The sequence below is a fragment of the Nostoc sp. genome, assembly GCF_036917775.1.
GTDB lineage: Bacteria > Cyanobacteriota > Cyanobacteriia > Cyanobacteriales > Nostocaceae > Nostoc.
Window position 1 is genome coordinate 1 of sequence record NZ_JBALEQ010000055.1, and the last position, 22290, is coordinate 22290.

Here is a 22290-nt window from a genome sequence, read left to right on the forward strand (position 1 = left end):
TTTAATACCTAAGATTATTCATACTTTTGCTAAGTCTCTGATTAACTCAGCCCTGCTGGGTCATTTTGCATGGCTTAGTCTAAACTCCAGTTACAAGAGCAGTTCGATGTATCTAAGGAACATACAACGAAAATAGGGTACATTACGCAAATAAAGTACCGCACCCCAAGTTTTGACCAAGTTTAACTGAATTAACGTGAGTTTGATGAACCTCTCCCAACCCCTCTCCAACGCGGAGAAGGGCTGAAATATCCTGAATTACTAACTAAAAAGTATTTATCCGACTGTTCCTAAATTCCAACTTTTGAATGCCATAGAGAGATTGATTTGGCACTCACTAATTGAAAAATCAGCTAAAAGTTATACCCAACAACCTGTTGTGGATGAGTATGTAATAAAAAAACTTAAACAGCAACTTTTAATAGAACTAATAAATACAAAATTTTTCTTGTTTAATAAATATTTGCTGATTGCTAAAAGGAAAGCCCCATACAGAGCATGGAAACGAAATCACAAGATTATCTCACTTTGACAGGGCTACTCCTAACTAATAAATAACTATCTGAGGTTGCTTAATAGTGCCATCAGGCATGATAGTATCCCGGAACCTCGCATAAATAAGGTTTGTCTCCCAAAGGTTTGCTTGACTCAAGTTCGCCTTGGTTAAATTTGCCCATGTCAGGTCTGCACCAGTTAAGTTAGCCTCAGCTAAATTAGCTTCTAGTAATTTTGCTCCACATAACTTTGCTCCTGTGAGATTTGCTCTAACTAAGTTAGCTTCAATCAGTGATGCTTCAATTAATTTGGTTTCACTTAAGTCTGCTTCTCTCAAATCTACATCGCATAAAGAAGCACCCCAAAGATTACTACCTGTAAATTTCGCTCGCCATAAGAAAGTTCCGCACAAATTTGCTCGTGTTAAATCAGCATTAATCAAATTAGCTTCACACAAAGATGCTTCATACAAATTAGCGTCGCGTAAGCTAGCTTGCATCAAATTTGCACCACTTAAATTAGCACGAGTGAGAACACAGCCACATAAATTTGCTCCACTCAAATCTGCTCCTATAAAGTTAACACCAGTTAAATTAATTCCTTTTAGGTCAATTCCACTCAAGTCACATCCACTGAAATCTCGGCGCTGAAAATATTTACTTGTGATTTGACTTAATACAAATTCTTGCTTATCAGCATAATTTTTCATGGTATTCACCTCTGGGTGTAATTTATCTCAAAGGTCGAGTGTGATAGTTACCGTATATTGAGAGTACACCCCAAAGGCAGATTAGCTCAGTAAATAATCAAAAATAAATTGACCAAAAATCGCCAATCACCTGAAAATGCGTTTTTTTAGTGGTTTTTAAAACAAAAAATGCTGACATAGGTCAGGAAATATTGAAAAAGAGGCAGGGGTGGGGAGCAGGGGGCAGGGGAAAACATACTAACTTTTGACTTCTGACTCCTAACTCAGCACTCAGCACTCAGCACTCAGCACTCAACATAGCTACAGAAAGAAAGCCTACCCATATTGCTGTACTAAGGTTGATAGCGAAGGCTAAAGTAAAAGCCATCATCCTGAGCGTTATTGCCGCGATCGCTCAGATCGATAAATGGAAATCCATAATCAAGCCGCAAAAACAGATTATCAATTCCCATTGCCTGATTCCATAATAATCCTAAGCCTGCACCTACCAAAAAAGTTTGATCGGGTAGCTGATTGGGATTATTTGACTGATTCCAGACGGCTCCCATATCCAGAAATGGCGCAAGTTGAATCGCGGATAATCCAGATTCATCGCGCTGCACTGTGAACCGATCTTCGATCGCTACACGAAATCCATTATCCCCTGAGCGAATATTTTGGCGATATCCCCTTACAGACTGTCCACCACCAATCACAAATTGCTGGGAAGGTAAAAGGCTATCTGGTGTTAGCTGTAGGTCTGCTTGGATAAGTAACAGATGATCGGCGCTGAGTTGCTGCACGCGCTGTATTTGACCCAACCAACTGAAAAAGCGACCATCGGGTATGGGGTCATTGTTGGTAGTTGCATCTAATATGTCAATGCCAAAATTAAATTGCGATCGCAAAAACCAAGCTCCTTGAGGTTCGCGCTTAATATAATCTTGACCAAATTTAATTACACTGGTGCGGCTAACGCCATTGGCATCAGGCCCAATGCCAAAGCCTTGAGCAAAGTTATCAAGGAAGGTTTGACCATCTTGATAGGTAAATCCCAAAGATAGGGCAAATTCTTCTCTTGGCGATCGCATCAATGGTTGACGATAATTGATTTCATAAAGATCCTGGTTTGCCCTAATGCCAAAAACATCAAAGGGTGCCTCAGTGATTTCGTTGCGATTAAATGCGGCTCTAATCTGCACCCTGCCATTCATGGCGTTCACAGGAACTTGATAGCTAAAATCAAAAGCATCGGAACCACCAGAAAGGGTGTGGTAATAGGAGCCTGCTAACTCATCTCCCATCCCAGTTAAATTGCGATCGCGCAGTTCAATACCCAATCTTTCCGCACCAATACTCGGAGGCGAATAATTATCTACACCCAAGCTACCAGTTAAAGGGTTAGCCTCTTCAACTCTGACAATGAGAACACTTTGACCAACCTTACCCGTTGGACGCAGACGTGCTTCCACATTTGTAAATAAGGGATCGAGTCGCAACAGCTTCAGTTGATCTTCGAGCTTACTAGTATTCAGAGGAGTACCTGCACCTAATTGGATGCGACTACGAACATAAGATCGGTTTAATCGTCGCGTTCCTTCGATCTCAATCTCTGTCAAACGCCCTTCAATTACCCGAATTACCACAACACCATCGGCGGTACTAGGTTGCTGAATGTCTGGAACTGCTCTGGAATTTATATAGCCTTTATTTAAGTAAAGCTGGGTAATAGCATCTGCGGCTTGTCTGATTTCTTCTAAAGTTAAGTCCCGTTCTTCAAAGGGTTTGACAACTGGATTAAAGTCATTTTCATTAAAAACTGTGCTATCTACAACCTGGATTTTACGAACCCGAATTCGTTGTGGTGTTTCTGGTTGGGGATTTGGTTCGGTTTGATTGGGGTTATTTTCTGGGGCAGTTTCTGATGCCTGTACTATTTGTAACTCTGGCTGACTAATCTTTTGAGTTGAGTCTGGTGTCAATATATTCGCCGTAGCTCTCAGTCCATTTGCAGTTACAATCCAGACCGCAGGCAGAATTAGTAAGCCACACTGAAGACTAAAACAGTGCTTATTCAATCTAGTAGTTACTAGAATTTGCCAAGTGTTTAACTGATGAGAGAAACAGACAATGCTTTTCTGAGTAGTTCTTTTCGGCTTAATGCCAGTTTCTGTTTCTTTTCTCATTTCTCCTCAGTGGGTGCCTTATTTTACGACTGGGCTAATTTTGATTTTTGAGTGTGCTATGGCTGTATGAATATTTCAATATCATATTTTTGACATTCAGATTTCAGAAGATTTGTAACTAAAACAATACTTAACAGCAATTTTTTCTAAGTGATAGCCCTTAGCATTATATTGTGATAACAGGTAGAAAACTTGGGAATACTTCGATGCCACCACTGATCTCCATAGTCATCGTCAATTACAACCGGGAGTCTTACCTTGGGGTAGCGATCGCCAGCGTATTAGCGCAAACATGGCAAGACTTTGAGCTACTAATTTGGGATGATGGCTCTACAGATGGATCAGTGGCGATCGCAAACGCTTATGCTCAACAAGATAGGCGAGTGCGGGTAGTAGAAGCACAGCATCAAGGAGTTGCTGCGGCTTGTAAGGCAGCGATCGCCCAAACTAGCGGCAGTTACATCGGTATAGTTGACAGTGATGATATCCTAGCCCCTACCGCCCTCGCTCAAACTGCTACAGTACTTAATCGCCACCCAGAAACAGGATTTGTTTATACCGATTACTTAAATATTGATGAAAAAAGTCAAGTCATTGGCTACGGTCATCGCTGTGATATTCCTTACTCCCCAGAAGGGCTGTTGGTGAACTTCATGACTTTCCACTTCCGCCTGATGCGCCGTTCAGTTTACGATCGGGTGGGAGGTGTGAACGCATCCTTTGCTGGTAGTGCTTATGATTACGACTTGTGTCTCCGACTTTCAGAAGTAACCCAGGTAAGCCGAGTCAAACAGCCCCTCTACTTGTACCGAAATCATTCTCAAAGCATATCTGTTACAAGAAAAACAGAACAAATACTCTGGTCACAAAAGGCGATCGCTCAAGCACTTTGGCGGCGTGGATTAGCAGAAAAGTTACAAATCGATGTAGAATTGCCAGAAAGTCGCTTCATCTTGCGGCGTAAAAAACCTCTACTAAACAAAATCGCCGCTTCAGTCCTAGCTATTTTGCCTCTGGTGACAGTCACTAGTACGGCATTAGCCCAAACACCACAAATTGTCCCTGCTGCCGATGGTACAAACACAATTGTTACACCCAACGGTAATCAACTTAATATCACTGGTGGTACAACTTCTGGAGATGGCGCTAACCTCTTTCACAGCTTTCAACAATTTGGGATTTCACCAGAACAAATCGCCAACTTTCAAGCTAGTCCGGCGCTGCAAAATATCCTTGGTCGAATTACAGGCGGAAATGCCTCGGTTATCAATGGCTTAATTCAGGTAACAGGTGGCAATGCTAACCTTTTCTTGATGAATCCAGCCGGATTTATTTTTGGATCAAACGCCAGCTTAAATGTACCTGGTGCTTTCACGGTGACAACAGCCAATGGCATTGGTTTTGGCAGCAGTTGGTTCAATGCGATTGGTGTTAATGATTACGCTGCTTTAGTTGGCAACCCCAACGGATTTGCCTTTAGTATGAACCAGCCAGGAGCGATCGCCAATGCTGGAAATTTGGCAGTAGGCGCTGGGCAAAATTTGAATTTATTGGCTGGTACTGTAGTCAACACCGGGCAACTTTCGGCACCGGGAGGGCAGATTTCGATCACATCTGTACCTGGGCAAAATTGGGTGCGTCTCAGTCAGCCAGGAAATCTGCTGAGTCTAGAAATTCAACCCCTCGCCTCTAGTAGCACCCAACCCAATAACTGGACAATTCCCATCGCCTCAATACCTGAATTGCTCACAGTTGGTAACACTGGGTTAACTGCAAATCCTGATGGGACTGTAAAATTAACAGAATCTAATGTGACAATTCCCACAACACCAGGCACAACAATTGTTTCTGGGACAGTGGATGTATCAAGTCAAATAGGCGGTACAGTAACTGCTTTGGGTAAAAAAGTTGCGCTGGTTGATGCCAATATTAACGCCTCTGGAAGCAATGGCGGCGGTACTGTGTTAATTGGCGGCGATTACCAAGGTAAGGGAACTTTACCCAACGCAGATCAAACTTATATTAATTCCAACTCTGTCATTAATGCTGATAGCAATTTAAATGGAAACGGCGGACGGGTAATTGTTTGGGGTGATAAGACAACGGGATTTTTGGGCAATATTACCGCTCGTGGCGGTCTGAACTCCGGCAATGGTGGTTTTGTGGAAGTGTCAGGTAAGGAGAACCTAATTTACAGTGGTAATACTATTCTGAGTGCCAAGAATGGTATTGTTGGTAACTTATTACTAGACCCAACCGATATCAACATTATAGCGATCGCTCCCCAACCGCAGGATATCTCTCTACCTGTAATCCTACAAGGCACTCCTCCAGCGACCTTCACGATTTCCCAAAATGCTCTACAAAGTCAGGATGCTGCTGTCACTCTACAAGCAACTAACAACATCGCAATTGACAATGGCATATCTTTAAACTTTGTAAATAATACAGTTGGAGGAGCAATTACATTTACCGCAGATGCAGACAATAGCGGTGTAGGAGCTTTTACGATGGGTACAGGCAGCGCCATCAACACTAACGGCAGACAAATCACCATTTCAGGAGCCAGCTTATCACTGGGAAATCTAAACACAACTCGTAATTTTGCTAGAAGTGGAAATGTAACCCTGACTGCGACAAGTGGCAATATTAGTGCAGGCAGCATTATTGCCAGTGGACAAGGCTATTCAGCAGGTAATGTTCAAGTCGTAAGTAGCAATGGCGGAATTACCCTCAATCAGATTAACACCAGCGATAGTGGTGGCGGTGGTGGTGGCGGCATACCGGGAACAGTGACTTTGACTGCGGCAGGCAATATCCTCACAGATACAATTAATTCCTTTTCTAATGATGCTGATCGCTTAGGTAGCGGTGGCAATATAGTTGCAACAACTACAGCAGGTAGTATTACCACTGGGGCGATTAACTCGTCTGTAGTCAAGACTGGAGGTGGCGAGTTTACTGGTACAGCCGGCGCAGTTACCTTAACTGCCACAGAGAATATCACCGTTAATGGTGGTATTAATGCCTCAGCAACTGCCACCGAAGTGGATGGTACTGCAAGCGCTACAGGTGGCAACGTTACTTTAAGAACTACTAATCCCTTTGGCAGCACAATCCGCTTTACCAACATCAACACACAGGCCACAACGGATTTTGGTAATGCCAACACGGTTCAAGGTGGCAATGTGCAAGTGCTGACAAACGGACTAGTTCAAGGAATAGGGGTAGGTACTACCATCGCCACCGGCGGAATTTTCGATTTTGGAGAAGGAGTAACCACTAGCATCGCCGGAGGCACTGTCACAATTCGACATGATGGTGGCCCAGGTAATGTGCCATTTATCGTGGGTGATGCGACGAGTACTAATGGTACAGCCGGAACAGTTGATGTGGGTGGCGGTACAACCATCGCTTCGGGTAGCTTTCCTGTTTTGCCAACTGGTGGAAATGCGATCGGCACCCCAACCGGCATCACCATTACTTCCGTCAACACTCCGCCTGTGTTAACGGCAAACTCATCGCTACCCAACACCCAGACCAATCAACCTGTTACCTTAACATTCTCTAGTTTGGCTGCACTGGTCAGCGATGCTAATAATGACATCACCTCGATCCAAGTTAATGCAGTAAATACAGGAAATCTAACTGTCAATGGACTTCCCGTCATTCCTGGTGTAACTACCTTATCTAGCGGCGATACTTTGGTGTATACCCCTCCGACTGATGTAAATGGGTCACTAAATGCCTTTGTAATTAATGCAAATGACCGCGTTTCGTCTTCGGCACCTGTACAGATAGGAATTAATGTCAGTCAGATTCCTCCCCGGAATGATACCCCAAATCCTCCCCCTTGCTCATTCCAATGCACTCCAGATAAACCCAATGTCCCTGGCCCCAATAATCCTAAGATTGATAACCCTGTTATTAATACCGATCCCACACCTGAAGATCAATTCACAGATGATTTTGCCGACCATTTAGGCATCCCGACTCCTAAAATTAAAACACTAGATGATGCCAAAGAAATTGCTCGCAAAATTGAAGAAGCAACTGGTGTAAAACCTGCATTTATTTACATCAGTTTTGTTCCTGTGGAGATAATACCAGAGAGAAATTTGGGCAAATCTCAAAAATTTACTAAACAATTAAATACTCTAGCAGAGCAGAATAGCGACCAACTGGAAATAGTCGTAGTAACTGGAAAAGGCGACCCCATCCGCAAGCGCATCCCAGAAACGACCAGAGCCAAAGTTCTCCAAGTAGCTCAAGAATTTCGTGACCAAATAGTTAGTCCACAAAACCGTCGCCGCACCGGTTATTTGCGTCCATCTCAACAACTTTATCGCTGGATAATTGCACCACTAGAGGCAGATTTACGAGCAAGAGAAATCAATAATTTGGTTTTTCTACCAGATATTGGGTTACGTTCAACCCCAATGGCAGCACTTCATGATGGCAAGGGATTTCTAGTAGAAAAATATAGCATTGGCTTGATGCCCAGTATCAGCTTGACTAACACCCTTTATAAAGACATTAAAAAATCTCAAATTTTAGCGCTAGGGGTTTCTCAGAGTACACAAGGACAAGAACCTTTACCAGCAGTTCCCCTGGAGTTATCAACACTGGTGTCTAAACTTTGGCAGGGCAAATTATTGTTAGACAAGCAAGCTACCTTAGAAAATCTCAAAACTGTCCGCCGCCAACAACCTTTTGGGATTATTCACATGGCAACCCATGCCGATTTTGCTACCGGCGCTTTGAGTAATTCCTATATTCAACTGTGGGAGGACAAGTTACGCTTGAACCAATTACGACAGTTGCGCTTTAATGAACCCGAAGTTGAAATGCTGGTGCTGAGTGCTTGTAGAACAGCATTAGGAGATGAAGAGTCAGAACTTGGATTTGCAGGTTTAGCAGTACTGGCAGGCGTGAAAACTAGTGTTGCTAGTCTTTGGTCGGTTAATGATGCTGGTACAGCAGCCTTGATGACAAAATTTTATCAAAACTTGAGGACAGCTCCAATTAAGGCAGAAGCCCTCAGACAGGCTCAGGTAGCTATGGCCAAAGGTCAAATTTATGTCAAAAATGGTCAATTAGAAGGTTTGGGAGTACTGGGGAACTTGTCTTTACCTAATAACAGTGCTGATGAAGGGGAGCAATTACTTACCCATCCTTATTATTGGTCTGGATTCACAATGGTTGGTAATCCCTGGTAAAGTGGCAAAAGTAACTATACTCTCACGCTTTTACCCACGGAGAATTTTGGGAAAAATTGCGATCGCTTAACAAAATTCTAAACGCAGACATAAGCCAACTAAGCTAAGAATACTAGATATATTTATGTTGGGTTACGCGATCGCTGCACCCAACCTACAAAACTACGGGTTAATTATGGCGATCGCATGGGAATACTTTGATATATAGCAATTGCAACGAATAGTACTATCTAGTATGAGCTACTGTACCAATATTGACTGCTTGCGTCCGCAAAATACTGACAGTTCTAGTTTTTGTAATAGTTGTGGTCAGGAATTGTTACTTAAGCAGCGATATCGCGCACTTGCTGTCATTGGATGCGGTGGCTTTGGGAGAACGTTTTTAGCTATTGATGAACAGTAAAACTAGCAGCCTGTGGTATTAGTTAGTTTTGTTGCTGAAAAAGGAACATAAGCTGTTAAGCATTTAATTTGCACATTGAGTGAGATCGCAGGCAATACGGTTCGGTTAAGGTTTTTTGATGAAAAGTTATAGATCGCAAAGACGCGATAAATCGCCGTCAAGACAAAGGACTGATTATTGTAGAGACGGCGATTCATCGCGTCTCTTGTCTTAACCGAACCGTATTGGGTTAGGTTTTTGGTGGATTATTTCCATATAACGTGAAAAGTCAGGATATGGAAGACGAGATGGGGGATTTCTCTTCGCTTCTCACAATCTCTGCATCTTCTTCAACGGCGTTCCGTTCATTAAATTTTCTCATTTCCATTGGTGTTAAGCCTTTGAGTACGGTAAACCGTATTTGCTTGTTAGTTCCCAAAGATTAAGTTAATTGTTAAGTTTAGTTACATAAATAAAAAATGCTGCGACATTGCTAAACAGGAGAAATTATGAAAATAAGTAGTATTCTTAAGGATCTAAGACAAATTGAACAACTTTACGATGCAACCTGTACATTGCATCACACAAGTCAAACTCTCTCAGAAATAAAACTTATTTAACATTGTTTAACATTGCGATGAAAGCTACAGATCAATTGGTGCATTTTTTAGAAGAAGAGTTGGGTATTTCTGGTGGAGCAATTTCTTTGGCTTTGCGACATTGTGAGCAGACCCCCAACTTCCTGGCTATGACCCTCTGGCAATATGGATTGGTAACACTGGATCAGTTGGCCCAAATTTTTGATTGGTTAGAAACAGTATAAGCTACTGCTTCAATTATATGGACTTAAAACGAGACTCTACTATAAAGTTACATTCTCAACAGTTTTCATTCTTAAGGATTGGTAACAAGATTTATGGCGATTAAAGAACAACCTAAGTCACCCCGGTTTCGGATCATTGCGAATATATTACTGGCAGTATCAGGTGTATTCCTGCTGTTAAATTTATTTTTGCCTGGTTTATTTGCTGCTGGCCCTACTGGTGTTCCCTATAGTTTATTTATTCATCAAGTACAAGAAGGGGAAGTTAATCGCGTTTCTGTTGGTCAAAATCAGATTCTCTACGAATTAAAAACAGCAAATGCCGAGCCGGGCCCGGTGTTTGCAACTACACCAATCTTTGATTTAGAGTTACCCAAACTGCTAGAAGAAAAGGGAGTTGAGTTTGCTGCTACACCTCCACCCAAGAATACTTGGATTACAACCCTCTTAAGTTGGGTGATTCCACCACTGATTTTTATTGGTATTTGGCAATTCTTTCTGTCTCGTGGCGGCGGCGGTGGCCCTCAAGGTGCGCTTTCTATTGGTAAGAGCAAAGCTAAGGTTTACGTTGAAGGCGAATCAGCTAAAATCACCTTTGCAGATGTGGCTGGCGTAGAAGAAGCGAAAACTGAGTTAGTGGAAATTGTAGATTTCCTCAAGACTCCAGCACGGTTTACGCAAATTGGCGCGAGAATTCCTAAAGGTGTGTTGTTAGTTGGCCCTCCAGGTACTGGTAAGACACTTTTAGCGAAAGCCGTAGCAGGGGAAGCAGGTGTTCCATTCTTCAGCATCTCTGGTTCCGAGTTTGTAGAATTGTTTGTCGGTGTGGGTTCTTCCAGAGTGCGGGACTTGTTTGAGCAGGCGAAGAAACAGGCTCCTTGTATTATATTCATTGATGAATTAGATGCGATCGGTAAGTCTCGTAGCAGTAACGGCTTCTACGGTGGTAACGATGAGCGAGAACAGACTCTCAACCAGTTACTAACAGAGATGGACGGGTTTGCGGCTGGGGATGCAACGGTGATTGTCCTAGCAGCTACCAACCGTCCCGAAAGCCTTGATTCTGCATTGTTGCGTCCAGGCCGCTTTGACCGTCAAGTGTTGGTAGACCGTCCTGATTTATCTGGTCGGGAAGCAATTCTCAAGATTCACGCTCAAAAGGTAAAATTAGGAGATGATGTAAATTTAAAAGCGATCGCTACTCGTACTCCTGGTTTTGCTGGTGCAGATTTGGCAAACTTGGTAAATGAAGCCGCATTATTAGCAGCCCGTAATCTGCGTGAAAGTGTTGCTCAAGAGGACTTTGCCGAAGCAATTGAGCGGGTAGTCGCCGGTTTAGAGAAGAAGAGTCGCGTGATGAACGAGACTGAGAAAAAGATTGTTGCATACCATGAAGTCGGTCACGCAATGGTCGGGGCGCTAACCACCGGAAACGGTCGGGTAGAAAAGATTTCGATTATTCCCCGTGGGATGGCTGCTTTGGGCTACACTCTGCAATTACCAACTGAAGACCGCTTTTTGATGAATGAAGAGGAATTGCGGGGTCAGATTGCAACTCTATTAGGTGGACGTTCCGCCGAAGAGATTGTGTTTAACAGTATTACAACAGGTGCTTCCAACGATTTGCAACGAGCAACTGACTTGGCAGAACGGATGGTAACATCTTATGGTATGAGCAAAGTCTTAGGGCCATTAGCTTACCAACAAGGACAACAATCGATGTTTTTGGGTAATGGTGGGGCTAATCCTCGGCGGGCGGTGAGTGAAGACACATCCAAAGCTATTGATAGCGAAGTCAAGGAAATTGTGGAAACAGCCCACGAACAAGCCCTAGAGATTCTCAGACAGAATCGAGACTTGCTAGAGGCGATCGCAACTCAACTCTTAGAAACAGAAGTCATTGAAGGCGAAAAACTGCACGATTTGTTGAGTCAAGTTAAACCTGTGGGTAACTCGTAATTCGTAATTCGTACACAGAGGGACGCAGAGGATAACTTTGCGTCCTTACGCTGTCAATACGGTTCGATTAAGGTTTTTTGATGAAAATTCTAGATCGCAAAGACGCGATAAATCGCCGTCTCTACAAAGGACTGATTATTTTAGAGACGGCGATTCATAGCATCTCTTGTCTTAACCTTAGAAACAAAAAGACTTTTCACCCAGTCCCCAGTCCCCAGTCCCTTGCTATACCTCTGCGTTCCTCTGCGTTTCAGAAATCCCACTTATTGCGATACAAACACCAGCTACGAAAAATGCCAATGCACCTCCAGTTGCACCAACAAAAGGTGTTATTGCTTGTAACTTGGGAAAGATCACACCAAACAAACTCATGGCTAAAGCAAACCCACCAAAATACATCCCAATTCCTAATCCCGCCCATCGCTGAGGTACTAGTTCTAAAGCAAAAGGAATTGCCCCATTAACAATTAAACTAAAGCTCGCAACGATTACCGCAATTATCGGAATTTGTGCGCCCACAGATATCATTATCAATAAAGAGGGAATCATTGCACAGATCCCACAAAGCATTGCTTGACGATTACCAATTTTGACGGCGAAGATTCCTGCTGGTATGCTGGCAATTGCGATCGCTAATCCGATCCACACCATAAGCACATCAATATTATCAGTATTAAGTTGGGTCTTTAGAACTTTTCCCAAAACATCAAAGAGAAATCGGATACCCCACGCTACACCAAAACCAGTTACTAAAATCAAAGCCAATTTTTGTAAGGGCAACTTTACTACTTCTATTTGGTGTCTATCCACAGGTGCTTCTGGAGGATTGACTAATCGCAACACAGCCGCCGCACCTAACATGACGAAAGAACCGATCGCAAAGGTATAAACTGGCCCTAAGCTGAGAATAAATTTGTGGCTTATCGGTCTAAAAGCCCCAATCAAACCGCCTGCTAAAGTGACAACACTTACTGCTAATGGTAACTGGGCTGGTGTAGAATACATTCCCAACAGGCACATTGCTGGAGAACGAAATATTGTCATTGCTAATGCCCAGGCTACCAATGCTATAGGTAAGAGCGATCGCATTACAGTAGTAGGTGGAATCAAACTTACAACGCATGGTATGGCAATAAACAAAGCCGATGCCAGAATCATACCTACTGAGATGAAGGGAAACCGAGTCCCTACCCACCGTCTAGCTTGGTCTGAAAGTCCCCCCATCAATGGTTCTAGCACCGCACTCAAGGCATTTTCGATTAGTACTAAGGCAACTGCAAGCGAGGCGGGAAAACCAAACTGAGTTAAAAGTTGCGGCAAATATATATTATAAATTAACCAGGTGAGGGTAATTGCTCCCTGCACCACCGCCAATACCCAAACTTGCACCCATAAAATATTGAAATGAGATTTTGAGGTAGTCAAGTCGCTTCGCTCCAATTAAAAATTAAAAATTATTAATTAAAAATTCCAAGACGCTCTCTATGAGACGCTGCGCGTAGCTTGCTTCTCCATTCGCGTAGCGTACCGTAGGGAAGGAGTACGTCGACTCGCTAACACTGCGTCATATATTATTGTTGGCTCTGTATCAAAATTAATTAAAAATTATTCTTTTTCTTAATTTTTAACTTTTAATTTTTAATTCCATAAAAAAGAGCGGAGGCGAAGCAGTATTTCTCCTGCCTCCTGCCTCCTGCCTCTCTTGTTAATACTCTGGAACAGAAGGATCGATTTCTCGACTCCAAGCGGTAATTCCGCCTTTGACATTTGTGCCGACAATCCCGGCTTCCTTGAGGATGGCGAGGGCTTTTGCCGATCGCCCGCCCAGTTTACAATGAGCAATTAAGCGGTGGCCATTCAAAATTTCCTTCACTTTCGCAACGCCATTGCCATTTTCAATGTCTGGTAAGGGCACTAAAACCGAACCAGGAATCTTGGCAATATCGTACTCATGGGGGTTGCGGACATCCAGCAGTACAAAATCCTTCGCACCGCTATCCAGCAATTCCTTCAAATCTTTAACAGTCATTTCTTGACTTTCCATCTGCTGTTTTGCCTCTTCTGCCTTAGCTTGTGGAATTCCGCAAAATTCTTCGTAGTCTACCAGCTTTTCAATCACTGGGCGAATCGGGTTAGGACGCAGTTTCAACTCCCGAAATTTCATATCTAAGGCATTATATAGCAGCAATCGCCCACTTAAGGTATTACCTTGTCCCAAAATAATTTTGACAGTTTCCGTTGCTTGGATTAAACCAATAATTCCTGGCAGAATCCCCAGTACGCCACCTTCGGCACAAGAGGGAACCATTCCTGGTGGTGGTGGTTCTGGGAAAAGGTCACGATAATTTGGCCCACCTTGGTAGTTAAATACAGTAGCTTGCCCTTCAAAGCGTAAAATAGAACCGTAGACGTTGGGCTTATTTAACAATACACAGGCATCGTTAACTAGATATCTGGTGGGGAAGTTATCAGTACCATCTACGACGATATCGTAAGGTTCAAGAATTTCTAGGGCGTTTTCGGAAGTCAGGCGAGTTTCGTATAAATCAACCTGACAATAGGGATTAATCTCGTGAATGCGGTTTTTTGCCGATTCAATCTTGGGTTTACCCACCCAAGATGTCCCGTGGATAACTTGGCGTTGCAGATTGGAAGTATCAACAACATCGAAATCCACAATTCCAATGCGTCCAATACCCGCCGCCGCCAGATATAAAAGGAGTGGTGAACCTAGTCCACCTGTACCGATACACTGTACACTGGCGGCTTTCAGGCGTTTCTGTCCTTCTAGTCCTACTTCCGGTAAAATCAGGTGTCGGGAGTAGCGTTCGTAATCGTCTTTGGTCAACTGGATTTCGTCCAGATTGGGATTGAGCATAGCAGTTATGATCTGGGAGAGCGGAATATTATCCTATCGAAAAACTGTATCTCTTATGGAGATAGGGAGTGGGGAAGATGAATTTTCTATCCGTGTTGGCGGCTAAAACCGCTACGAGTGACTGTCTTTGAACTAAGCCAGTTATTTTATATTTTCAATTGTCTCTGCTTGGAATTGATGACGATCGTCAAGGCTCCAGCTTTGAAGTTCTCCAGCTTTACCGTTTTGGACGGTAACTATTATATACGAGTATTCTTGCCAAGCGTATAAGCGATCGCATTCTGAAGGGATAGCAGGATGATCTGGATGGGAATGAAAAATGCCGACGATGTTCAGTGAGCGATCGCGTGCTTCCTTTTGCATTTTTAGCATAACTTCGGGTGCGATCACATATTGCCGTCTTTTACTCTCTGCTGTGCGTTCCCCTGAAAACTCAGCACCCGCTTCTGTATTCCAGGCATTTTCTGTTGGTATGACTTCAACTACAATTTTGCCCTCACTAGCCAAATAGCCTAAAATTATACCGCAACACTCCTCTGGATAGGTGGTTTCGGCATGGGCGCGGATAGTTTGCAAGTGTTCTGGGCTAAGTCGGATCATCTCTGCGTTTATAATTTTTTAGTTGCTAGCTAGGGATTCTTGTTTGAATACAATACCTCACCAGTTACTGGTTTTGTTTTGAAGAGAGCGATCGTTCTCTTCAATATAAGTATTTTTTATTCATTTTTCGGGATGTTGGTGCTGCTTTGTGCAAATTCTTAGACTATCAAAATATAAAGAATACACAAAGCACAGTACTCAACATATACATTTATCAACAAATAATGTGAAGATTATGCAAAGATAAATTTATCTATATAGACATTTAAGTAAATGTTCGGTATCTAGTTAGTTATTATCGGGTTATTTAGATGTTCATTCTTTTCAAGCTAGACACCCAAGAGCGATGCCTATGGCAGCAAGTTACGCGCACAACTAAGGCATAAAAATTCCTTTTCTTATGTCCTTTCAAATATTATCTGTTTTCAAGCTAGTAAAACTTACTCATTGACAAACCGATTAAATTATTAACTGTGAGTTTAAGGCACTCAAAGTTGAGTTTTTCGGCGCTTTTTCAGCGTTTATCACTTAATCAAGGATGATTCAGAAAAGCCTAAAACGACTGGTTTTATTGAATTCACAGGCTCAGAAATTTATCCAGTGCCATTGGGCTTAGATAGTCCGATAAATTTTATATGTACTACTTGTAAGGAAATCAAAAGGGTGATTTTCAGTAAAAATTCGTAACCCTCAAGGGTGACATGAAATTATCTTGAAAACCTCAATTTTCGGCTAATTTTTGTGCCATCAAAAAGCATTTACAGCAACTTAAGAACTCAATTTACTCCAAAAATCGATTTACGTAGGAAAAAACAATGGCAAATATCAATGGAACCAACGGAAATGATACCTTACTAGGTACTGACAACGCTGACAGAATTAAGGGTCTTGCAGGCAACGATACCATCACAGCCAAACAGGGCGATGATACCCTAACTGGTGGCGGCGGCAAGGATACATTTATTTACAACTCGAGTGATGGTACTGATACTATCACTGATTTTGGTGGAGTAGGTAAAGGCACAAACCCCACAGCAGCAGTCATTGCCGAAGTCGATACCATCAAATTCCAAGGTTATGGCTTAACTGCTCAAAATCTGCTGCTCACCCAGAATGGTAGCAATCTGGAAATCACCTTTGAAGGGTACTTTAATAATAACAAAGTTATCCTGCAAAACTTTGCCTTAGAAAACCTGGATAACCTGAGCAAATCTACAGGAGCCACTGTAGACTTGGGCAATATCCTATTTGATGGGCAAACTAACATCACAGACAGCTTTGATGTCTTCAATGCCAACTCCACCCAAAGCACTATCTTCAGAAAGAACACAGTCACTTTCCTTAATGACCTGAACAACAATGTCAACGGTTTTGACAAATCGGATGATGTCATTAATGGTCAGGGGGGTGATGACAAAATCGACGGATTAGGTGGCAATGACTTACTGCGGGGCGGTGCTGGCAATAACACCCTCATCGGTGGTACTGGTGACGATACATTGAAGGCTGACTATTCATCAGGCGATAATCTCCTCTCTGGTGATGATGGCAATGATTTTCTCTCCCTCTTTCGTAGCTTCGATTACAACAATACCATTCGTGCCTCAGGCAATAACACCCTCAACGGTGGCGCTGGTAACGATACATTGAATGCCAACTATTCATCAGGTGATAACCTACTCTCTGGAGGCGATGGCAATGATTCTCTCTCCGTCTCTGGCGACACGTACAACTTCACCGTCGGTGGCTTAGGCAATAACACTCTCAACGGTGGTGCTGGTAACGATACATTGAATGCTGACTATTCAACAGGTAATAATCTACTCTCTGGGGACGATGGCAATGATTTTCTCTTCGTCTCTGGCTTCGCTTACTACAGTATTGTTGGTGCCTCAGGCAATAACACTCTCAACGGTGGTGCTGGTGATGATTTCTTAGTCGCTGGCTATTCAACAGGCAATAACTTACTCGATGGTGGTCTTGGTAACGATACTTTGAGTATTGGCGCTTCAGAAGGTGATAACCTACTTTCTGCGGGAGATGGTAATGATTATCTCTTCGCTAATAGCAACATAACTAGATACGGGGTCGTAAGATCCTTAGGCAATAACACCCTTGATGGGGGCGCTGGTGACGATACCTTGAATGCTGAAGCTTCAAAAGGCGATAACCTTCTCTCGGGTGGCGATGGCAATGATTATCTCTTAGCCTCTGGCTACTTTGACTTCTACATTGGATCAAATAACACATTAGGGAATAACACCCTCAACGGTGGTACTGGTAACGATACCTTAAGTGTTTACTACTCAACAGGTAACAACCTTCTAAATGGAGGCGATGGTAATGATTCTCTCTCCGGCACTGGCTTAAACTACTACTTCAATCAACCTGAATTTTTGGGAAATGTTATTTTCACATTAGATGTTATTGTCACATTAGGGAATAACACCCTCAATGGTGGTGCTGGTGATGATACATTGACTATTGACTATTCATCAGGTAATAACCTCCTCTCTGGTGGCGATGGCAATGATTCTCTCTCCGGCACTGGCTTCGTTTACGACGACTATAACGGGGGCAATATTGTCACATCAGGAAATAACACCCTCAACGGTGGTGCTGGTGACGATACATTGAATATTGATTATTCATCAGGCAATAATCTCCTCTCTGGTGACGATGGCAATGATTCTCTTAGTGCCTTTGATGCATTAGGTAAAAACACCCTCAACGGTGGTGCGGGAAATGATACTCTAATTGGTGGTATAGGCAATGACTACCTCAATGGTGGTACTGGTAACGACCTGCTACGGGGTAATGCGGGAAATGACACTCTTATTGGTAGTGAGGGTTCTAATACACTCAATGGGGGTGCTGGTGACGATTACTTGAGTATTAGCTCTTTTACTATTGATTCTTATTTTGCCTCTAATCTGCTCTCTGGGGGTGATGGTAATGATTCTCTGTTTGCATCTGCCTCCAATGATGATAACCTCTTGGCTCGGAACACACTCAATGGTGGTGCTGGTGACGACTACTTAATTGTTAGTGGTGTTTTTGATAACATCCTCAACGGGGGTGATGGCAATGATAACCTTATTAGTGGCAAGGGTAATGATAACCTTATTGGTGGAAATGGCAATGATAACCTTATTGGTGGAAATGGCAATGATTTTCTTGTAGGAGGAGATGGTAGTGATACCTTTATTTTCAATAGTTACGATGAAGGCGTTGATACTATTTTTGACTTTAACGCCACTAATGACCTGATTCAAGTATCCTCTGCTGGTTTTGGTGGCGGATTATCAATCGGTTCACTTTCAGCTAATCAGTTTATAATCGGAGAATCTTCAACTACCAGCACTCAACGATTTATTTATAACTCGACTACAGGTGGATTGTTCTTTGACCAAGATGGTAATGCAGGTGCTTTTACTCAAGTACTATTTGCACAAATATCTACTGGCTTGTCATTAACCACAAACAATTTTTTGGTTGTTTAATCATAATTAGGGTTCGATCACTAAGAGACAAGGAACATAATAAATTTTCAGAATGCGAGGTGTTATTCTAGACATCTCGCATTTGATTGATCTCTTCGTTTGTAATTTTGATAACCTATTATATACGAGTATCCCTGCCAAGCGTATAAGCGATCGCAAGCAGTACAGATGTAGTTCTCTTTACCACAGCGATGCCCGTTCTTACGGTTCAGGTTGGATGTACAATATAGGCCGTTCATCCCTTAATTATGCAACGCCGCATATTTAATCAATTTCTGGATATGTCTAAATACTTTTGACAAACTCTGCGATCTCTATGCGATTCCCACCAGGATCGCGGAGGAAAAACCGCACGCATCCTGGTAGTGGTCGTTGATCGGGAATAATTTCTACCCCATACTCTTTGAGGTGTTTCTCAAAGGTGTTCAAGTCATCGACTTGGAAACAAAAATGTCTTCTAGATACTTGGTTATTGGCGTTTTTCTCTCTACTAACGTGCAATTCAATGTTTCCCACCTTGTACCAGGCTCCTGAATCGTTTTTGACTGCATCAGGTCTGGGAATTTCAGTCAATCTCAAAATTCTGCTGTAGAAAGATAGCATTGCATCCTCTACTTCTTGAGGATAAGTTACCTGAATATGATGAACTGCTTTGAGCGTCATTTTCATTCTCCTGTTGGGATATCTCAGAATTTAGGGGACAGAAAAAAGTTATTCCCTATTGCCGATAACTATTTCCTTCTTAAATAAGGACTTGCCTTTGGGCATTGTTTGTGAAATACTACTCTTAAAATACGGTAAATCGGTAAAGTTTAAGTATTTTGTACAAAACTTACCACAAAACATTTCGTTCTCAAAGTAATTACAGGCTAATCCCTAAGATGACAAACACAGAAATTCGCACCACTCAAGTTAAAGTTCCTAACGGGGATTTGCAAATCGATGCTTACTTAGCTGAACCCGTACAAAAGGGAACCTTCCCAGCCGTTATCGTGATTCAGGAAATTTTTGGGGTTAACATTCACATTCGAGAAGTTGCTGAGAAATTTGCCAAAGAAGGGTATGTTGCGATCGCACCGACTTTATTTCAACGCACCGCTCCCGGTTTTGAGGGTGGATACACCCCTGAAGATGTCCAGCAAGGAAGAGGGTATAAGGAACAGACAACAGCAGAGGAAATATTGAGTGATATTAAGGCTGCGATCGCCTACTTAAAAACCTTACCAAATGTGCAAGGAGATGCGATCGGCTCTATTGGTTTCTGCTTTGGTGGTCACGTAGTTTATCTAGCTGCCACTTTACCAGATATTAAAGTTACAGCTTCCTTCTATGGTGGTGGTATTCCTAACTCAACCCCCGGCGGTGGAGAACCAACTATCAGCCGCACTCCTGATATCAAAGGCCCCATTTACGCCTTCTTTGGCCTTGACGATCAGGGAATCCCCTTAGAACAAACAGAACAAATTGAGGCTGAATTGAAGAAAAATCAAATTCCCCATGCTATATTTCGCTATTCTGGCGCAGGACATGGCTTTTTCTGCAACCATCGCCCTAGCTACAATGCTGAAGCTGCTGCCGATGCTTGGAAAAACGTTCAAGAACTTTTCCAGAAGAACCTTCAGCTTCAAAAAGTTTAAATCTTTGGGTTAAGGGTAATGTAATGTTCGACGGCTTATGTGTTGTTCGCCTAACAATCTAAATCAAAAAACTTCTAAGAGATTTTACGACACAAAACCGTCCCTCTCTGATGCAAAGAGAAACTTGAATTTTAGTTCAAGTCTAGAAGAGTTTCATTGAACTTACATTAAGAGCAATACGCAGTAGAGACGAACAGATGTCACAGGTGTTCAGTCTTGTTTCAGAATGCCCTTACAGATGTAAGCCTACTGAACATCGGTAACTATTAGCCAAATAAAAACAAAGTCTCACCTCCATGATTACCGCTTTCAAACAGCCACGAGTTAATATTTTTCAGCGTTTTTCACTATTCCTATTCCCTGGCTTATTAACCATCTCAACCACCTTAATTAGTTGTTCAGTCACAACCCCAAATGCAGGTAATGAAACCACTGGCTTTAAAACTAAAACTGTCCGTATGGGATATCAAAGCTCTGGGGATCTGGTCAGACTTAAAGGATTGATCGAAAAGCGTTTACAGCCTTTAGGTATTTCCGTTGAATGGGCACAATTTGCCGCCGGGCCGCAACTGATGGAAGCAATGAATGTAGGTAGGGTTGATATTGGTTCTGTAGGCGAAACACCACCGATATTTGCCCAAGCTGCTGGTACATCTTTAGTATATGTTGCTAGTAATAAACCCAGCACAGGTAAAGGAAGTGGAATTATCGTCCAAAATAATTCGTCAATTCGCACTTTAGCTGATCTCAAAGGTAAGAAAGTAGTTTTTCAAAAGGGTTCTGCTTCCCATTACTTATTAATAAAAGCTTTAGAAGAGGCTGGTTTGAAATATAGTGATATTCAAGCCATTAGCCTCCCTCCTTCAGAAGCCCGTGATGCTTTTATTCAAGGAAAAATAGATGCCTGGGTAACTTGGGACCCTTATTTAGCTGTAGCACAAAAAAAGGCAAATGCTCGTGTATTAAGAGATGCTAGCGGCATTTCTACTCAGGGCGGATATTACATGGCTGCGCGAAAATTTGCCACAGAAAACCCAAAATTAGTACGATTAGTTCTTGAAGAGATAGATAACACAGGTCAATGGGGTGAAAAGAATCGAGCAGAAGTTGTAAAGCTGACTATTCCTCATCTCAAAATTGATGAAGATATTTTAGCAACAATGATTGGAAGGCGAACTTATGGCTTAAGACCCATTACGCCAGAAATCATGGAAAATCAACAGAAAATTGCAGATTTGTTTGCCAGAGAAAAAGTGATTCCTAAACCCATCAATATCAAGGAAGCGATGCTGAATAGCGAACAATATGCAGCCATCACACCAGAAACCATAAGTCAGAAATAGTACCAAGAACATCTGGTAAATCAGTTTAGGAAAGTTGCTAATCCTGTTAACTGACGATTTTCCGGCTAATGACCTCTCCAATCTCCATTAATATCTCTTCCTCTTTGGGAGTGAATTCATAAGAAACTGACTTGGCAATGCCCAAGGTTCCATACAATCGGCCATTCAGCATAAGTGGCACTGTGATGGAGCCTTTTACCTTAGTTTCTTTTGCCGAGGGTTTGGCCACCCCCTGTTCGTCAGTTTGCAGGTTGCAAATCTGTACGGGTTGCTTATGTTCGGCGGCGATACCAGCCATCCCTTTGCCGATAGGAATTACCGTCATTTTAGGCAACAGAAATTCTGGAATGCTTTGGTAAGCCTTTAGGTGCTAATAACTGGCTTTCCCGATCTAGGATATGGATAGTACCTGTAGAGCAGTCGAAAGCGGTCAGGATTTCGACCAACAAACGATTCCAGCCGATGGCAGATTCCTCATCAGCCAGGGTATCAAAAATGGGTTTGATATCTGAAGTCATAAGTTTTATAGACTCTTTCCCGCACAATTCCTGAATTAAATCTGGAATTAAATCTCAAT

At 42.5% G+C, this 22290-nt stretch carries 15 protein-coding genes and 1 pseudogene; 7 read left to right on the plus strand and 9 right to left on the minus strand.

Annotation, left to right across the window (positions count from 1 at the left end):
- Positions 1-547: 547 nt before the first annotated feature.
- Positions 548-1204, minus strand: coding sequence for a pentapeptide repeat-containing protein (locus V7K69_RS08775; RefSeq protein WP_335033330.1), 657 nt, complete (start codon positions 1202-1204; stop codon positions 548-550).
- Between the two features lie 332 nt (positions 1205-1536).
- Positions 1537-3369 (minus strand): ShlB/FhaC/HecB family hemolysin secretion/activation protein, encoded by a 1833-nt coding sequence (locus tag V7K69_RS08780; protein WP_335033332.1) that lies wholly within the window; start codon positions 3367-3369, stop codon positions 1537-1539.
- 206 nt (positions 3370-3575) lie between these two features.
- Between V7K69_RS08780 and V7K69_RS08785 the strand changes: the two genes are divergently transcribed.
- On the plus strand, positions 3576-8588 hold the full coding sequence (locus V7K69_RS08785) for a CHAT domain-containing protein (RefSeq protein WP_335033334.1): 5013 nt from the start codon (positions 3576-3578) through the stop codon (positions 8586-8588).
- Between the two features lie 235 nt (positions 8589-8823).
- Positions 8824-8985 (plus strand): annotated as a pseudogene (locus V7K69_RS08790) (4-Cys prefix domain-containing protein); the annotation flags it as partial.
- Between the two features lie 8 nt (positions 8986-8993).
- On the opposite strand, the gene V7K69_RS08795 reads toward V7K69_RS08790, so the two are convergent.
- On the minus strand, positions 8994-9188 hold the full coding sequence (locus tag V7K69_RS08795) for a hypothetical protein (protein ID WP_335033336.1): 195 nt from the start codon (positions 9186-9188) through the stop codon (positions 8994-8996).
- A gap of 419 nt (positions 9189-9607) precedes the next feature.
- Between V7K69_RS08795 and V7K69_RS08800 the strand changes: the two genes are divergently transcribed.
- Together V7K69_RS08800 and ftsH4 are read left to right on the plus strand one after the other, a co-directional pair.
- Positions 9608-9793: a DUF2949 domain-containing protein gene (locus V7K69_RS08800; RefSeq protein ID WP_114080862.1), complete on the plus strand. Its 186-nt coding sequence runs from the start codon at positions 9608-9610 to the stop codon at positions 9791-9793.
- A gap of 93 nt (positions 9794-9886) precedes the next feature.
- Positions 9887-11752 (plus strand): ATP-dependent zinc metalloprotease FtsH4, encoded by a 1866-nt coding sequence (gene ftsH4 / locus V7K69_RS08805; RefSeq protein ID WP_335033338.1) that lies wholly within the window; start codon positions 9887-9889, stop codon positions 11750-11752.
- 225 nt (positions 11753-11977) lie between these two features.
- Here ftsH4 and V7K69_RS08810 read toward each other — a convergent pair whose 3' ends face one another.
- From V7K69_RS08810 to V7K69_RS08820, 3 genes are all read right to left on the minus strand, one after another.
- On the minus strand, positions 11978-13177 hold the full coding sequence (locus V7K69_RS08810) for an MFS transporter (protein ID WP_335033340.1): 1200 nt from the start codon (positions 13175-13177) through the stop codon (positions 11978-11980).
- Between the two features lie 280 nt (positions 13178-13457).
- On the minus strand, positions 13458-14630 hold the full coding sequence (gene moeB / locus V7K69_RS08815) for a molybdopterin-synthase adenylyltransferase MoeB (protein ID WP_335033342.1): 1173 nt from the start codon (positions 14628-14630) through the stop codon (positions 13458-13460).
- 141 nt (positions 14631-14771) lie between these two features.
- Complete coding sequence (locus tag V7K69_RS08820) at positions 14772-15230, minus strand: M67 family metallopeptidase (RefSeq protein ID WP_335033344.1); 459 nt, start codon at positions 15228-15230, stop codon at positions 14772-14774.
- Between the two features lie 815 nt (positions 15231-16045).
- On the opposite strand from V7K69_RS08820, the gene V7K69_RS08825 reads away from it, so the two are divergent.
- On the plus strand, positions 16046-18733 hold the full coding sequence (locus V7K69_RS08825) for a beta strand repeat-containing protein (protein ID WP_335033346.1): 2688 nt from the start codon (positions 16046-16048) through the stop codon (positions 18731-18733).
- Between the two features lie 285 nt (positions 18734-19018).
- Here the strand turns inward: V7K69_RS08825 and V7K69_RS08830 are convergent, their stop codons facing one another.
- Positions 19019-19396, minus strand: a complete 378-nt coding sequence (locus tag V7K69_RS08830) for a VOC family protein (RefSeq protein ID WP_335033348.1) — start codon at positions 19394-19396, stop codon at positions 19019-19021.
- Between the two features lie 218 nt (positions 19397-19614).
- Here V7K69_RS08830 and V7K69_RS08835 point away from each other — a divergent pair, with 218 nt between their 5' ends.
- Positions 19615-20370, plus strand: coding sequence for a dienelactone hydrolase family protein (locus V7K69_RS08835; protein WP_335033350.1), 756 nt, complete (start codon positions 19615-19617; stop codon positions 20368-20370).
- Between the two features lie 296 nt (positions 20371-20666).
- Positions 20667-21713, plus strand: coding sequence for a sulfonate ABC transporter substrate-binding protein (locus tag V7K69_RS08840; RefSeq protein ID WP_335033352.1), 1047 nt, complete (start codon positions 20667-20669; stop codon positions 21711-21713).
- A 46-nt stretch (positions 21714-21759) separates the two neighbouring features.
- Here the strand turns inward: V7K69_RS08840 and V7K69_RS08845 are convergent, their stop codons facing one another.
- Both V7K69_RS08845 and V7K69_RS08850 read right to left on the minus strand, forming a co-directional pair.
- Positions 21760-22038, minus strand: coding sequence for a GAF domain-containing protein (locus tag V7K69_RS08845; RefSeq protein WP_335033355.1), 279 nt, complete (start codon positions 22036-22038; stop codon positions 21760-21762).
- 1 nt (position 22039) lies between these two features.
- Positions 22040-22231 carry a hypothetical protein gene (locus V7K69_RS08850; protein ID WP_335033357.1) on the minus strand — a complete coding sequence of 64 codons (192 nt, stop codon included), beginning with the start codon at positions 22229-22231 and terminating at the stop codon, positions 22040-22042.
- Positions 22232-22290: the final 59 nt, after the last annotated feature.